Here is a 14,498-nt window from a genome sequence, read left to right on the forward strand (position 1 = left end):
GCGGGTCAGCTCGTGCTCGGGGGCGTGTGGCACTTGGCGCCGTAGACCATGTCCAGGTGCGCCTGGATGATCGGACGGGCCATCTCCGCGTACGCCTTGACCTGGCTGTTCCGTGTGCTCGCGATCTCCTGGTCGATGGTGGCCAGTGCCTCCTTGTGACCCGGGTACATCATTTTCAGCCAGGCCGTGTCGTAGGCGGGTGTGTGCGCCTTCTCCGCCACGGGGGCGAACATTCGCTGGTCGGCCGTGGTCGGACCGCTGGGCAGCGACACGCCCAGGGATTTCGCGACCGGCTTGAGTTTCACCTCGAGCTGCGTGTGGTTGTCGTACAGGACACGGCCCGCCTGCCTGACGCACTCGCTGGTCGCGTTCTTCTGCGCGTTGCTCCCCGCGGCGATCTCGCTCACGTTCACGTTCGCCATGAACGCGACGAAGGCCTTGTCGCTCGGTGCGTGCGACGGGGTCATGCCGTCCGCGGACGCGATGCCCGCCGACACACCCACCACGGACACGGCCACGAGCACGACGGACACCGACCGGTTGTGCTGCTTCATCTCGACAGTCCTTTCCTCAGGCGCGGGCACGGGTTCGTGCCCTGGCGTCCAGATTTGGGGACCGTCGCCACGGGCGCCGTCGTCCACCTGGGGGGTTCGTGGGCGGAACCGTCCCGTCCGTACGGGGGACACGAGTGCGCCGGGGAGGCGGACGACCGCGCGCTAGGTGTTGTAGATGTCGACCCAGATGGTCTTGCCCCGCCCGCTGGGGGTGTTGCCCCACTGCGTGGAGAGGGTGTCGACGATGTTGAGCCCCCGCCCGTGCTCGGCGTGCTGATTCTGTTCCAGGGTCTGGGTGATGGGCGTCGGGATGGGCGGCGTGGGGTTGGTGTCGCGCACTTCGAGTCGCAGGTGGTCGGGGTACTCGCGCAGGCGGAGATCGACGTCGCTGTCCGCGTGGATGAGGGCGTTGGTGACGATCTCGCTGGTGATGAGCTGGAAGTTGTCGATGAGGTCGTCCAGGCCCCACTGGTGGAGGTTGTCGGTGATGAACTGACGGGCCGCCTTGACGGCCCTCAGGTCGTGGCGGTGGAACGTGGTGCGCTTGATGCGGCGGTTGGGGCCGGGGTGCGGTCCCTCGTAGTGGGCGAGGAGGAGCGCGACGTCGTCGTGGTGCGTGCCGTGCGTGGTGGCCTGGTCGATCAGATGGTCCGCGAGGGTGTCGAGGGAGGGTGCGACCTGGGCGGGGGTGGCCGACGGCGGAGCGTGGGGAGGCGGCGAGGTGGTGGTGTCGAGCGTGTGGGTCCACAGGATCGTGTCGTGGGTGTGCGTGTGGGTGAGGCCGTCGGTGTAGAGGATGAGCAGGGTGTCGGGGCTGAGCGGGGTCTCGTCGGCGGTGTACGTGGTCTCGGGGTCGATCCCGAGGGGAATGCCCGGAGGGAGGTCCGGGGCGGCGATCTGCCCGTTCGGGGTGCGGATGAGCGGCGGCGGATGACCGGCGAGGGCGGTCTCGGCGACGCCGGTCGAGGGGTCCACGGTGGTGAGGCAGCACGTGGCCATGAGATCGGTGTCGAGGGCGTTGAGGAGACGGTTGGCGCGCGTCATCACGGCGTCCGGGGGGTGGCCCTCGGTGGTGTACGCGCGGACGGCGCTCCTGAGTTGCCCCATCACCACGCAGCTCTCGATGCTGTGCCCCTCGACGTCGCCGATGACCAGGGCGAGGCGGCCGGCGGGCAGCGGGATCATGTCGTACCAGTCGCCGCCCAGTCCGGCGGTGGACGGAGCGGGCAGGTAGCGCGCGGTGGTGGTGATGCCGGGGACCTCGACGAGATCGCGGGGGAGGAGCTTCTTCTGCAGGTTCTCGGCCAACGAGCGGGCGTTCTCGTCGAGACTCGCGCGCTCGATCGCGGGACCGAGGAGGTCCATCATCATCATGGCGACGGCGCGTTCCTGCGAGCTGAAGGTGCGGGGCCGGCCGAAGCCGAGCGTGCACACCCCGGTGAGCCGGTCCTTGAGGATGAGCGGCAGGTGGGCGGTCGCTTCGAGCTCGTCGTCCACGGCGTGCGGATACGCCTGCGTGAGGGTCGCGTGGTCCTCGAAGAACAGCGGGGTGTGGGTCAGGAGGGCGTCGGCGTCGGGGCGATGGGGGCCGGCGGCCTGGCCGTGCAGCAGCCGCAGGGCGACGGTGGGATACCCGCTGTGCCCGGTGATCCAGAGCCTGCCGTCCTTGAGCGTGCTCACGACGAACGCGGAGGCGCCGAACGGGGCCATCACCCGGTCGCGCGCGACCTGCATGATCTCGTCGATGCTCGCGGCCTCGTTGAGTTCGGCGGCGAGCTGGTGCACCTGGTACATGAAGCTGACCTCGGTGGAGCCCGGGACGTGCGGCAGGCCCCAGCCCGAGTTGTCGGCCTGCGCCGCGTGGGACTTCGGCTGGTACAGCGGGATCAGCGCGGGCTTGGTGCCGGGACGCATGTCGACGCCCTGGCCGAGGAGGGTGTGCAGGGTACGGCCGAGGTCTTCGGCCCGGTCGGTCAGCCAGGCGATCTCGTGGGCGTGCAGGAAGCGGGTACGGGGTGGCACCCAGGCGAAGGTGAGAACGCCGAGGCGGCTGCTCTCGGCGTCCAGGGGGAGGGAGATCACCGAATAGGGGAAGGGGATGCGGCTGGCGAGCTTCAGATCGGGGTAGTACGGGGCGGCGAACCCGGCCATGGTCATCTGACCGGTGCGGAACGCCGCCGCGGTGGCGTACGGGGCGTCGACGTCCACCCGTTCCGGCATGGTGTAGATCGCGGGCTGGGCCCCCGCGACGATCGCGGTCCGCAGGGTCCGCCTGTCCTCGTCCAGCAGGTAGGCGAGGCCCGTGTTCGCGCCCAGGTGCTCGACGACGTCCCGCAAGGTGGTCGCGAGGGCGGAGTCCCGGTGCAGAGTGGTCTGGGGGTCCGTGGGTTCGTTCATGGCCGTGTCCCGCGTCGGACGCCCGTCCGGAGGGCGCGTGAGGCTGAAGCTGGCTGCGTGGCTGTGTGGTGGGCTGTTCTCCATGCTCCCCCCGGCGTGCGGCGGGCGCATCCGCCTGGCGCACGGGGGGCCGTACGCACGCGTCGGTGCGCTCCTCCCGCGGAAGGGGCCGTCGCCGGGCGAACGCGGGACGGTGACGCGGGCCGATCACCAGAGGCTCCTGCGGGCCCTGCCGGTCCTACGAGGCCTGGACGGGACCGGCCAGGCCCGATGGCAGGGCGTCCGAGGCCCGCGCCACCGGGCAGCCGCCGGGGGAGTGGGGGATGATCGGAAGACATCTGCGCGCCGCGCCGGGGCTGCGGGCGGTGGCGCCGGGCCGGCCGGAACATCAGGCGCCTCTGGCAGGGCGAGCCTCCGACCGGACCGCAAGGCACCTCTGGCAGGCCGAGCCCCGGCGGCGCGCGAGCACGCCAACGACCGGTTGCCGGATCGGCCGGCGCACGGACGCCGGCTGATCGAGCCGGGGCGCGGCGGCGGCACGGACTGCCGGCCGGGACACGACAGGCTCGACCCCCGCGCGCCAGGTTGCCGGACGGCGGGCCGCGGGAGGCGGAAGGGGCAGACATGTCGGACGCCACACCGCAGACGGGAGGCCACCCCGAGCAGCAGAGCCCGCCCGCCGACGGTGCTGTAGGGACGGGCGCAGAAGCAGGGTCCGGGTCCGACGGTGCCACCGGACGAGGCCCGGGTGAGCGGTCGGGTTCCGCCGCGGCCGGGGCGGATGGTGCCGAGGGGCGTGGCGACTCAAGGGGGTCTCAGGCGGGGGGTGCGCCGGGGCCGGCTGGTGCCGGGGACGCCGGCGGTGCCACCGGACGAGGCCCGGGTGAGCGGTCGGGTTCCGCCGCGGCCGGGGCGGATGGTGCCGGGGACGCCGGCGGTGCCACCGGACGACGCCCGGGCGAGCGGTCGGGTTCCGCCGCGGCCGGGGCGGAGGATGCCGCGGGGCACGGCGACTCGACGGGGCCTCGGCCGGGCGCCGCCGTCGGGCCCGGTGGAGTCGAAGAGGTGCTGCCGACGGACCGGTCCGTACGGCTGGGCATCCTGCTGGCGCTGGTCGGCGGGGGACTGGACGCCTACACCTTCATCAGCCGTGGAGGCGTCTTCGCCAACGCGCAGACCGGCAACGTGGTCCTGATGGGCGTGGCGGCCGCGCAGCGGCACTGGTGGGACGCGCTGGGCCACCTCCCCGCGGTCGTTGCCTTCCTCGCCGGTGTCCTGGTCGCCGAAACGATCCGGCGACCGAGGGTGGCGGCGGTGCTGCGCCGGCCGGCCTGCGTGGCGATGGTGCTGGAGTGCGTCGTGCTGGCGGTGGTCGGACTCATCCCCGCGAGCGCGCCCGACGCCCTGGTCACGGTCCTGATCGCGTTCATGGCGTCGGTCCAGATGTCCACCTTCCGCACCCTCGTCGACACCGTCTACAACAGCACGATGACGACCGGGAACCTCCGCTCGGCCATGCAGAACGCCTACGAGGCGGTGGTCGGCCGGAGCGCCGACGCCCGCCGCCGGGCACGCCACTTCGCCGCCGTGGTGCTGGCCTTCCTCGCGGGGGCGTTCGGCGGAGGCTGGCTGACGTTCCACTGGGGTACCCGCGCGGTGTGGGCGGCCTGCGCGGTGCTGGCGGCCGGACTGGCCCTGTTCGTGCACGACGAACGCATGGCACGCAAGCTCCCCGAAGCCGGCAGCCCGCGCGGGTGAGGCACGGCCGAGCCGACGTGCGGCAAGTCGGTCGTGCAAGGGCGTCGAACCCGGCCGAAAAAAAATCCGGCGGCGATGTCGAGATCCCGTGAGCCGCTCCGTCTCCAGGGTGAAGGCGGCCACAATGGGCCGCACGAGCTTCGAGGAGACGGTCACCATGGCGAAGTATCTGCTGCTGAAGCACTACCGGGGCGCTCCGGCCGCCGCCAACTGCGTGCCGATGGACCAGTGGACGCAGGACGAGATCACGGCGCACGTGCAGTACATGCGCGATTTCGCGGCGCGGCTGGAGAAGACCGGAGAGTTCGTCGACGGGCAGGCGCTGGCCCCGGAGGGGACGTGGGTCCGGTACGACGGTGAGGGACGCCCGCCGGTCACCGACGGTCCGTTCGCGGAGACCAAGGACCTGATCGCCGGCTGGATGGTCATCGACGTCGACGACTACGAGCGGGCGGTCGAGCTGGCGGGCGAACTGTCTGCCGCGCCGGGCGCGGGCGGCGAGCCGATCCACGAGTGGCTGGAGCTGCGCCCGTTCCTCGCCGAGCCGCCGACCGTCACGGAGTGACCTCGGCCGTGGACGAGGTGCTGCTGCGAAGTCTGACGCCCGGCGTGCTCGCCGTCATGGTGGCGCGTGGCGCGGACTTCGCCGCGGCCGAGGACGCCGTACAGGACGCGCTGGTCGAAGCGGTGCGCGTGTGGCCGGCCGATCCGCCGCGGGACGCGAAGGGCTGGCTGGTGACCGTGGCCTGGCGCCGGTACCTCGACGCGGTGCGGGCGGACGCCGCCCGCCGCCGGCGGGAGGACCGCGTCGACCAGGAGCCGGCGCCCGCGCCCTCACCGGCGGTGGACGACACCCTCCAGCTGTACTTCCTGTGCGCACACCCCTCGCTGACGCCGTCGTCGGCGGTGGCACTGACGCTGCGCGCGGTGGGCGGGCTGACCACCCGGCAGATCGCCCGGGCGTACCTGGTGCCCGAGGCGACCATGGCCCAGCGCATCAGCCGGGCCAAGCGCACCGTCTCGGGCGTGCGGCTGGACCGGCCGGGCGACGTCGCCACCGTGCTGCGCGTGCTGTACCTGATCTTCAACGAGGGGTACGGCGGTGATGTGGACCTCGCCGCGGAGGCGATCCGGCTCACCCGGCAGCTCGCGGCCGGGATCGACCACCCGGAGGTGGCGGGGCTGCTCGCGCTGATGCTGCTGCACCATGCCCGGCGGCCCGCCCGGACCCGGCCGGACGGCAGCCTGGTGCCGCTCGCCGAACAGGACCGCGGCCGCTGGGACACGAAGGCGATCGCCGAGGGCATCACCATCCTGCAGGCGGCCCTGTCGAGGGACCGGCTGGGCGAGTTCCAGGCCCAGGCCGCCGTCGCCGCCCTGCACGCGGACGCGCAGCGTGCGCAGGACACGGACTGGGTGCAGATCGTCGAGTGGTACGACGAGTTGGTACGGCTCACGGACAGCCCCGTCGTCCGGCTCAACCGTGCCGTCGCCGTCGGCGAGGCGGACGGCCCGCGGGCCGGGCTCGCCGCGCTGGCGGAGCTGGACGCCTCGCTGCCCCGCCACTCGGCCGTGTCGGCGTACCTGCACGAGCGCGACGGGGACGTGGTGACGGCGGCACGCCTGTACGCCGAAGCGGCTCACAAGGCTCCCAACCTGGCGGAACGCGACCACCTGACGCGGCAGGCCGCCCGGCTCAACGCCCGCATCCGCGACTGAGGGCTCCGGCCGGCACAGGCACCGGCCGGGATCCCGACGACCGCGCCGCGTCACCGGTGCGCAGCCGCGTACGACGCCCTACTCCTCGGACCGGTGGGGCCGTACGCGGCCGTCGCCGGTGCCGGCCGACTTGCAGTGCTCCAGCAGCGCGGCCACCGGGCCGTCGACGAGGTGGTAGCGCACGATCCGGCCGTCCTTGCGGCCCTCGACCACTCCCGCGGCCCGCAGCAGGCGCAGTGCCTGCGAGACGGTCGTGTCGCGCATGCCGGTGGCCACGGCGAGGTCGGAGACGGCGATGGGACCGGCCTCGTGGACGGCGAGCAGCAGGGACAGCCGACCGGGATCGGAGAGCAGGGAGAAGCGGTCGGCCCAGGTGCGCACCCGCTCGGGCTCGCCGACGGCGGCGATGGCGTCACAGACCCGGTGGCCGTCGATGGTGCGCCGCCCGGAACGGTCCGCGGGGACGAGATGCATGCCGCCATCATCGCAGCCCCGGGCGTTCGCCTCCATACCTGAGCAGTTGTGCAATCTTGCAGCTGACGACCCCGGCCTTCTAGGGTGGACGGGCCGTGGTGTTCGGGAAGACCGGTGACAGCCCTCAGGGGCTCAGGCCGGAGCGGCCCTCGCCACTGTGATCGGGGAGTTCCCGCCCCACGTATGCCACTGGCCGCACGGCCGGGAAGGCAGGGGCGGGCGCGTCGACCCGTCAGCCAGGAGACCGGCCACGGCATCACGAAGCTGATCCACGAGGTGCTGGAGCGTGACCGCATGACCGTGTCCCAAGGCGTGCCCGAAACCGACGCCGAACCGTCCTTCCGCTGGCGTCGCGAGGACACCGTCCGCACCGCGGGACTCCTGGCCGTGATCGTGGCACTGCACGTCGTCGCCTTCGGGATCCTCTTCCTGCTGGTGATACCCCGTCACTATGAGGTCGGCACCAAGGCGTTCGGGGTCGGGCTGGGCGTCACCGCGTACACGCTCGGCATGCGGCACGCCTTCGACGCCGACCACATCGCCGCGATCGACAACACCACCCGCAAGCTGATGGCCGACGGCAAACGGCCCGTCTCCGTGGGCTTCTGGTTCGCCCTCGGGCACTCCAGCGTCGTGGTCGCGATGGCCGCCCTGGTCGCCGGCGGTGCGAAGCTCGCCGGCACCCTGATGAACGACGGCTCCCGCACCCACCAGGTCCTGGGCACCGTGGGCACCACGGTCTCGGGGTCCTTCCTGTACCTCATCGCCGCCCTCAACCTCGTGGCGCTGTTCGGCATCCTCCGGGTCTTCCGGGCCATGCGCGCCGGCCAGTACGACGAGGCCGAACTGCAGGCGCACCTCGACTCACGCGGGTTCATGAACCGCGTCCTGGGACGGCTCACCAGGTCCATCCGCCGCCCGGGCCAGATGTTCCCCCTCGGCTTCCTCTTCGGGATCGGCTTCGACACCACGACCGAGGTCCTGCTCCTCGCCCTGGCCGGCAACGGCGCGGCCGCCGGGCTGCCCTGGTACGCGGTGCTGTGCCTGCCCCTGCTGTTCGCCGCGGGCATGAGCCTGTTCGACACCCTCGACGGCACGTTCATGAACTTCGCCTACCAGTGGGCGTTCTCCAACCCCGTCCGCAAGGTGTTCTACAACCTCACGATCACCGGCCTGTCCATCGCCGTCGCGTTCTTCGTCGGCACCATCGAGCTGGTCGGCGTCCTGCACGACAAGCTCGGCCTGAGTGACGGCGTCACCGGCTGGATAGCGGGACTGAACCTGGACAGCGTCGGCTACGTCATCGTCGGTCTGTTCGTGGTGGTCTGGGCGGTGGCCATCGCCTACTGGCGCCTGGCCAGGATCGAGGAACGCTGGAACACCCGCTCCGCGGACACCGGCTGACGTCGAGCCCCGCACGCGTACGCCATGTGGCCTACGCCATCGTCCCGTGCGGGAACTCGGCCACCGATCCGTCCGACTGCTGGAGCGGTACGGCTGCGACCTGCTGCGCCGTACGACGGTTCGAGCGACCAGGAAGGTCGAGCATGGCCGAGTCCCGACACCCCTCCCGCCGCGCGGCCGGGGTTCCCCGCACGCTCCTGCCCCCGCCCAAGCTTTGCGGCTTCCTGTTGCTGCTGGTGCTGGTCTTCTCGGTGTCGTACGCCGTGGGATCGGCCACCGGGCCGGTGGCGCCCGGGATGCGCGGCTCCGGAGGCGGCGGAAGCAGCGGGGGCGGCACGGGTGACATGCCCGGCATGCACGGCGGCGGTGAGTGATGGGGGCCGAGATCCCGGCGCCGCTGGTGGTCACGGATCTGACGGTCAGCGGCATGACGTGTGCCGCGTGCGTCCGCCGGGTGGAGAAGAAGCTGACCGGACTCGACGGGGTCACGGCCACCGTCAACCTCGCCACCGGACGCGCCCGGGTCAGCCATCCGGCGGACGTCCCCGCGGAGGACCTCGTCACGGCGGTCGGACAGGCGGGGTACGAGGCCGCGCTGCCCGAGGCCGCCGTACCGGACGGGCGCGAAGGGACCGACGGCCGCGAGAGGGACGCCGAGGCCGCCGCGCGGCGGGAGCGCGAGCGGCTCGTGGTCACCGCGCTGCTCGCCGTTCCCGTCCTGGTCCTGTCGATGGCGCCCTCCCTGCAGTTCCGGAACTGGCAGTGGCTGTGCTTCGTGCTGGCGGCCCCGGTCGCGGTGTGGAGCGCCTGGCCGTTCCACGTACGGGCCGTGCGCGGACTGCGCCACTCGGCGGCCACCATGGACACCCTCGTGTCGCTGGGTGTGGTGGCGTCCTTCTCCTGGTCGGCGTACGCGCTGTTCCTCGGGGGAGCGGGCGACCCGGGGATGCGGATGCCGTTCAGTCTGCTGCCGTCCGCGTCGGAAGGCCCCGCGCACGTGTACCTCGAAGCCGCGGTCGGCGTCCCGCTGTTCGTGCTCGCCGGACGGTTCCTGGAGGCACGGGCGGGACGAGGGACCGGAGCCGCCCTGCGGTCGCTGGCGGAGCTGGCCGCCAAGGAGGTGTCCGTACGGGACGGGCACGGCGAGCGTTCCGTGCCCCTCGAACAGCTGCGGGTGGGGCAGGTCTTCGCCGTGCGCCCCGGTGAGCGGGTCGCCACCGACGGCCTGGTGGTGGAGGGCAGTTCCGCCCTGGATCTGTCCCTGGTCACCGGCGAGAGCGAGCCGGTCGAGGTGGGGCCAGGATCGGCCCTGGTCGGCGGTGCGGTCAACGCCGGTGGTCTGCTCCTGGTGCGAGCCACCGCCGTCGGGAGCGACACCCGACTGGCCCGGATCACCCGGCTGGTGACCGACGCCCAGGCGGGCAAGGCGCGGGCGCAACGACTGGCCGACGCGGTGGCCGGGGTGTTCGTACCCGTCGTGCTGACCGTCGCCGTCACCGTGCTCGGGTTCTGGCTCGGCGCCGGAGCCGACCCCCAGGCGGCGATCACCGCGTGCGTGGCCGTACTCGTCGTGGCCTGCCCCTGCGCGCTCGGCCTGGCCACGCCCACCGCCCTCATGGCCGCGACCGGCCGCGGGGCCCAACTGGGCGTACTGGTCCGTGGTCCGCGGACCCTGGAGGCACTCCGGCACGTCGACATCGTGGTCCTGGACAAGACCGGAACGCTGACCAGCGGCCACATGACCGTCGCCGGGATCACCGCGGCTCCGGGCGGCCTCGGCCAGGAGACGGTCCTTCGCCTGGCCGGTGCCGTGGAACAGGGGTCGGAACACCCGCTCGGGCGAGCCGTCACCAGTTGCGCGCGACGCGCACCGGCCGGACAACCGCTGCCCGCCGTACGCGACTTCACGGCCACGCCGGGACGGGGGGTACGCGGCCACGTCGACGGCCGCACGGTGGAGGTCGTCGCCCCGGAGGGCGAGTTGCCGACCGCGCTGCGGGCCGCGCTCACGGCGGCGGAGAACGCCGCATACACCCCCGTCCTCGTACGCGTCGACGGACGCGCCGAGGCGCTGATCGCGGTCGGCGACGTCGTCCGGCCCGGCAGTTACCGAGCCGTGGACCGGCTGCGCCGACTCGGGATCCGGCCGGTCCTCGCCACCGGTGACCGTGAGGCACCCGCCAGAGCCGTGGCCGGCGCACTCGGCATCGACGAGGTGCACGCCCGGTGCACGCCTGAGGACAAGGCAGCCCTCGTCGGGCGGTTGCGGGACGAGGGTGGCCGGGTCGCGGTCGTCGGGGACGGCGTGAACGACGCCGCCGCGCTCGCCGGCGCCGATCTGGGCATCGCCATGGGCAGCGGTACGGACGTGGCCATCGGCGCGGCCGACCTGACCCTCGTACGCGAGGACATCGAAGCCCTGGTGGACGCCGTGCTGCTCGCCCGGCGCACGCTCGGCACGATCCGGGCCAACCTGGTGTGGGCCTTCGGCTACAACGTCGTGACCGTGCCACTCGCCGTGGCCGGACTGCTCAACCCCATGGTGGCCGCGGCGGCGATGTCGGCCAGCTCCGTGCTGGTGGTGGGCAACAGCCTGCGCCTGCGGGCGTGGCGGCCCGCTCCGGCACGTGAGCGGCGGCGGAGGAGGACGGTGCAGCGGTGAACGGACCCCTTGCCGGGACCATCGCCCGGCTCACCGGTGGCGGGCCGCTGACCGACGCCCTGCTCGCCGCCCTCGTGCCCGTCGCCGCGGCCGGCCTGGCGCTGGCCGGCCTGACCGCCTGGGTCGGCGCGGGCCACGCGGGAAGCCCCGCCCGCATACGAGTCACCGAAGGACGCGTGCTGCTCCCGACCGGTGCCTCGCCCGAAACGGCGGCGTTCTTCCGCATCACCAACGGCGGCGGCTCGACCGACCGTCTGCTCGGGGTCACCTCACCCGGGGTCCCCGGTGGGGTGACACTCGCCCGGCACCGCATGGGCGCAGGGGCGACGGGCTACCGGGACTCGATCGACGCGGTCGAGATACCGGCCGGGCGGACGGTCGCGATGTCACCGCACTCGGTGGACCTGACGGTCCCGGTCCCGGCCGGCGCGTGGCGGGCGGGTGACCGGGTGTCGTTCACACTGACGTTCCGCCGCGGCGGCCGAGTGCGGATACCCGCCGTGGTGGTCCGCCCGGGGACGGCCGCCTTCCGGCCCTGACCGTGTCGGACGAGGCCCATGGCGGGAACGCCGTGACCGGACGGGATTGGTCGATTCGGGGGTATCCGGCCAACTTCCCTGTGCCATCCGCCAGTACGCCGTCCGGACGGGCGCGGAGGAGACTCGCCGCATGACCACGGTACGGCCCGTCCGTCCCTGCCGCTGACGCGCTACGGGGAGGTGCCGAGCCTCCTGGGCATGGTCGGGGACGTGCGCGGCAGGTCGGTCCTCGACGTGGCGTGCGGCACCGGCTTCTACAGCAGGGAGTTCCAGCTGCGCGGCGCCTCGGACGTCCTCGGTGTGGACATCTCCGCCGAGATGATCGCCGCCGCCCGGGACATCGAGCGGCGTGACCCGCTGGGGGTGCGCCACGAGGTCGGCGACGTGACCGAACTCCGGCCTCGGGAAAGGCGCTTCGACGTCGCCGTGGGCGTCCAGTGCCTCAACTACGCCGAGGACGTCGCGGCCATGGAGCGGATGTGCCGCAACATCCACCGGAGCCTGGTGCCGGGCGGGGCGTTCTTCGTGCTGGCGCAGAAGCCCGACTACCGGTTCTACTGCCCGTCCCTGGAACGGTACGGGTTCCGCTGCGAGCCGACCGGCGAGGAGACCGAGACGGGTCCGCGGGTGCGGGTCACCGCCCTCGTCGAGCCCGAGCCGATCACCATCGTCACCACGGCGCCGCGCCGCGAGGTCTACGAGGACAGTCTGCGGGCGGCCGGCTTCCGTGCGGTGGAGTGGGTCCCGCTCCAGGTGTCCGAGGACGGCGTCCGTGAGTTCGGCGCCGACTTCTGGACGGACCTCCACACCAAGCCGCCGCTGGAGTTGCTGCGCTGCCGCGCCTGAGCACGGCCACGTGCCGGAGTCGTCCGCGACGTCCGTGGAGTTCCCGCCCTGACGGTTCGGTATGTGTCACTCTTCTCTGGCTGAGTCCGGGGCAGGCGTCCGTACGTACCCCCTGACGACGACCTGACCACTGGTGGGAAGATGGGCGCGTCATGACTGTCGGAGGGTGGTGCCGCACGCTGCGGGCCGGTGTGTTCGCCGCCGCCTGCGTGCTGCTCGCTGCCCTCGGTCACGTGATGATGTCCGGTGTCCCGGTGCCCTGGTGGGCCATGGCGGCGGGGGCGGCCGGGACGGGTGCCGCCGGCTGGTGCCTCGCCGGGCGTGAGCGCGGACAGGCGCTGATCGTCACGGTCGTGGTCGGTGCGCAGGCGGTCCTGCACGAGGGCTTCTCGCTGGCGCAGACGTTCGTGTCAGGCCGGTCCGAGGGGCCGCCCGCCGTGGCACGGGGCGTGGACACCATGGGCATGGGCGCGGGTCCTGCGGGCTCCGCGCACATGGACGCCATGGACATGGGCGCTACGCACGTGGGTTCGCTGCACATGGGGCCCATGCACATGGGTTCCCTGCACATGGACGCGATGCACATGCCCGGCCTGGGGGACACCGGGCCGGGCTCCGTGACGCCCATGGGCCCCAGCATGCACATGGCTCACAGCATGGGCGGCGACGGCACGTTCGGCATGTTCGCCGCCCACCTGCTCGCCGCGATCCTGTGCGGCCTGTGGCTGGCGCACGGCGAGCGCGCGGTGTTCCGCCTGCTGAGGACCGCCGCGACGCGCCTGGTGGCCCCTCTGCGGATGCTGCTCGCCCTGCCCGTGCCGCCGAGCCGGCCGCCGGTGCGCAGGCGCCGCGCCCCCGGGCACCGCCGCCTGGCACGACTCCTGCTCTGCCACGCCATCATCTCCCGCGGGCCGCCGGTGGGCCTCGCTGTCGCCTGAGACAGCCGGATCCACCGGGGCTCCCCCTTCTTTCCCTTCCCGAGGGCGTTTCTGAGACCTCCTCGGAAGAGTCCAGCGGTCGTGCCGAGAGCGGTTCTCCAGGACCTCAGTGGTCCCGCGGACCTGCGTGGTCCCGCGGACCTGCGTGGTCCCGCGGACCTGCGTGGTCCCGCGGACCTGAGCGGTCCTGAGGACCTGAGCGGTCCTCAAGGGACCTGATGGGTTCCCGAGAACCCCCAGCACCGCTGCCCACGCACGAGTGCGCACGAGCCCCGGGCACCGCCGTACCACCCCTACGGCGGCACCCCATTCACCGGAGAACCGCGGTCCCACCACAACCGGGCTCCGGAGGACCTGAGAAGGACACCTCGTGATCACTTCCGCCCTGCCCGCTTCGCGAACGCAGAAGGCCGCGGCGGACGCCGCCGCGACCGCCTGGGCGCTGGCCGCCCGCAGCGGTGACCCGCAAGCGGCCGAACGCTTCGTGCGGGCCCTGCACGCCGACGTGCTGCGCTTCGTCACCCACCTGGGCGCCGACCCCCAGAACGTCGACGACCTCACCCAGGACACGTTCGTGCGGGCACTCGACAGCCTGCACCGCTTCGAGGGCCGGGCCTCCGCCCGTACCTGGTTGCTGTCCATCGCCCGCCGCGCGGTCGTCGACAGTTTCCGCCGTGCCGCCGTACGCCCCCGGACGGCGCACACCCACGACTGGCAGGCGGCCGCCGAGTGGGCGCAGCCGAGAGGTCTGCCCGGCTTCGACGACGGCATCGCCCTCCTCGACCTGCTGGACGCCCTCCCCGACGAACGCCGCGAGGCGTTCGTGCTGACTCAGGTGGTCGGCCTGTCCTACGAGGAGGCGGCCCGGTTCGGGGGCTGCCCGGTGGGGACGGTGCGCTCACGCGTGGCCCGCGCACGGGCGACCCTCACCGCGCTGCTGGCCGACGCCGACGGGCCCGCCGGCGGCCCGGCCGTCGGGAAACCCACTCCTCCCGGGTCCGCCCCGGCCGGCCGGGCGGCCTGACGGCGACCGGACCGGTGCCGCCCGCGGACGACCCGCGAGGCGGCGCCGGCAGCCGGCGCCGCCTCACGTGACCGCCGGCCCGGACGCCCCGCCGCAGCTCCCCACGAGTGAACGGAGGTGCCAATTCCCCTGGTGACGCGTCGTCTTGTCCGAAAGTCACGGGAACTCGCCCGGTCGTCCGCC

At 72.9% G+C, this 14,498-nt stretch carries 13 protein-coding genes and 1 riboswitch; of the genes, 10 read left to right on the forward strand and 3 right to left on the reverse strand.

Annotated elements, in window-relative coordinates; genetic code table 11:
- Nucleotides 1-5: 5 nt before the first annotated feature.
- Together N8I86_RS36130 and N8I86_RS36135 are read right to left on the reverse strand one after the other, a co-directional pair.
- Nucleotides 6-554: a DUF4142 domain-containing protein gene (locus N8I86_RS36130; protein WP_263279779.1), complete on the reverse strand. Its 549-nt coding sequence runs from the start codon at nt 552-554 to the stop codon at nt 6-8.
- A gap of 162 nt (nt 555-716) precedes the next feature.
- Nucleotides 717-2,951 carry an ATP-binding SpoIIE family protein phosphatase gene (locus N8I86_RS36135; protein ID WP_263279780.1) on the reverse strand — a complete coding sequence of 745 codons (2,235 nt, stop codon included), beginning with the start codon at nt 2,949-2,951 and terminating at the stop codon, nt 717-719.
- Between the two features lie 1,065 nt (nt 2,952-4,016).
- Here N8I86_RS36135 and N8I86_RS36140 point away from each other — a divergent pair.
- From N8I86_RS36140 to N8I86_RS36150, 3 genes are all read left to right on the forward strand, one after another.
- On the forward strand, nt 4,017-4,709 hold the full coding sequence (locus N8I86_RS36140) for a YoaK family protein (RefSeq protein ID WP_073898221.1): 693 nt from the start codon (nt 4,017-4,019) through the stop codon (nt 4,707-4,709).
- A 157-nt stretch (nt 4,710-4,866) separates the two neighbouring features.
- Entirely contained in the window at nt 4,867-5,274 is a 408-nt protein-coding gene (locus N8I86_RS36145; protein ID WP_073899065.1) for a YciI family protein, read from the forward strand.
- An 8-nt stretch (nt 5,275-5,282) separates the two neighbouring features.
- Nucleotides 5,283-6,428: an RNA polymerase sigma factor gene (locus tag N8I86_RS36150; RefSeq protein WP_263280212.1), complete on the forward strand. Its 1,146-nt coding sequence runs from the start codon at nt 5,283-5,285 to the stop codon at nt 6,426-6,428.
- Between the two features lie 78 nt (nt 6,429-6,506).
- Here N8I86_RS36150 and N8I86_RS36155 read toward each other — a convergent pair whose 3' ends face one another.
- Entirely contained in the window at nt 6,507-6,902 is a 396-nt protein-coding gene (locus tag N8I86_RS36155; RefSeq protein ID WP_263279781.1) for an ArsR/SmtB family transcription factor, read from the reverse strand.
- 79 nt (nt 6,903-6,981) lie between these two features.
- A riboswitch (cobalamin riboswitch) is annotated at nt 6,982-7,169 on the forward strand.
- A gap of 27 nt (nt 7,170-7,196) precedes the next feature.
- Here N8I86_RS36155 and N8I86_RS36160 point away from each other — a divergent pair.
- From N8I86_RS36160 to N8I86_RS36190, 7 genes are all read left to right on the forward strand, one after another.
- A complete protein-coding gene (locus N8I86_RS36160) occupies nt 7,197-8,306 on the forward strand; it encodes a Nickel transporter NicT (RefSeq protein WP_241841250.1) in 1,110 nt (369 codons plus the stop codon).
- Between the two features lie 143 nt (nt 8,307-8,449).
- Nucleotides 8,450-8,680 (forward strand): hypothetical protein, encoded by a 231-nt coding sequence (locus N8I86_RS36165; protein WP_073898227.1) that lies wholly within the window; start codon nt 8,450-8,452, stop codon nt 8,678-8,680.
- Nucleotides 8,680-10,968 carry a heavy metal translocating P-type ATPase gene (locus N8I86_RS36170; protein WP_263279782.1) on the forward strand — a complete coding sequence of 763 codons (2,289 nt, stop codon included), beginning with the start codon at nt 8,680-8,682 and terminating at the stop codon, nt 10,966-10,968. Before N8I86_RS36165 ends, N8I86_RS36170 begins: the two co-directional genes overlap by 1 nt.
- On the forward strand, nt 10,965-11,507 hold the full coding sequence (locus N8I86_RS36175) for a copper chaperone PCu(A)C (RefSeq protein ID WP_263279783.1): 543 nt from the start codon (nt 10,965-10,967) through the stop codon (nt 11,505-11,507). Before N8I86_RS36170 ends, N8I86_RS36175 begins: the two co-directional genes overlap by 4 nt.
- A 156-nt stretch (nt 11,508-11,663) precedes the next feature.
- Complete coding sequence (locus tag N8I86_RS36180) at nt 11,664-12,353, forward strand: class I SAM-dependent methyltransferase (RefSeq protein ID WP_404830889.1); 690 nt, start codon at nt 11,664-11,666, stop codon at nt 12,351-12,353.
- A gap of 152 nt (nt 12,354-12,505) precedes the next feature.
- A complete protein-coding gene (locus N8I86_RS36185; protein ID WP_263279785.1) occupies nt 12,506-13,291 on the forward strand; it encodes a hypothetical protein in 786 nt (261 codons plus the stop codon).
- 370 nt (nt 13,292-13,661) lie between these two features.
- Entirely contained in the window at nt 13,662-14,315 is a 654-nt protein-coding gene (locus N8I86_RS36190) for a sigma-70 family RNA polymerase sigma factor (protein ID WP_263279786.1), read from the forward strand.
- Nucleotides 14,316-14,498: the final 183 nt, after the last annotated feature.

Source organism: Streptomyces albidicamelliae (assembly GCF_025642175.1).
Classification (GTDB): Bacteria; Actinomycetota; Actinomycetes; order Streptomycetales; family Streptomycetaceae; genus Streptomyces; species Streptomyces albidocamelliae.

Bases quoted from the DNA above. Each gene is read 5' to 3' on its own strand.
- N8I86_RS36185 (WP_263279785.1), top strand. From the start codon at position 12,506: ATGACTGTCGGAGGGTGGTGCCGCACGCTGCGGGCCGGTGTGTTCGCC.
- N8I86_RS36135 (WP_263279780.1), bottom strand. From the start codon at position 2,951: ATGAACGAACCCACGGACCCCCAGACCACTCTGCACCGGGACTCCGCC.
- N8I86_RS36165 (WP_073898227.1), top strand. From the start codon at position 8,450: ATGGCCGAGTCCCGACACCCCTCCCGCCGCGCGGCCGGGGTTCCCCGC.
- N8I86_RS36130 (WP_263279779.1), bottom strand. From the start codon at position 554: ATGAAGCAGCACAACCGGTCGGTGTCCGTCGTGCTCGTGGCCGTGTCC.
- N8I86_RS36170 (WP_263279782.1), top strand. From the start codon at position 8,680: ATGGGGGCCGAGATCCCGGCGCCGCTGGTGGTCACGGATCTGACGGTC.
- N8I86_RS36160 (WP_241841250.1), top strand. From the start codon at position 7,197: ATGACCGTGTCCCAAGGCGTGCCCGAAACCGACGCCGAACCGTCCTTC.
- N8I86_RS36155 (WP_263279781.1), bottom strand. From the start codon at position 6,902: ATGCATCTCGTCCCCGCGGACCGTTCCGGGCGGCGCACCATCGACGGC.
- N8I86_RS36145 (WP_073899065.1), top strand. From the start codon at position 4,867: ATGGCGAAGTATCTGCTGCTGAAGCACTACCGGGGCGCTCCGGCCGCC.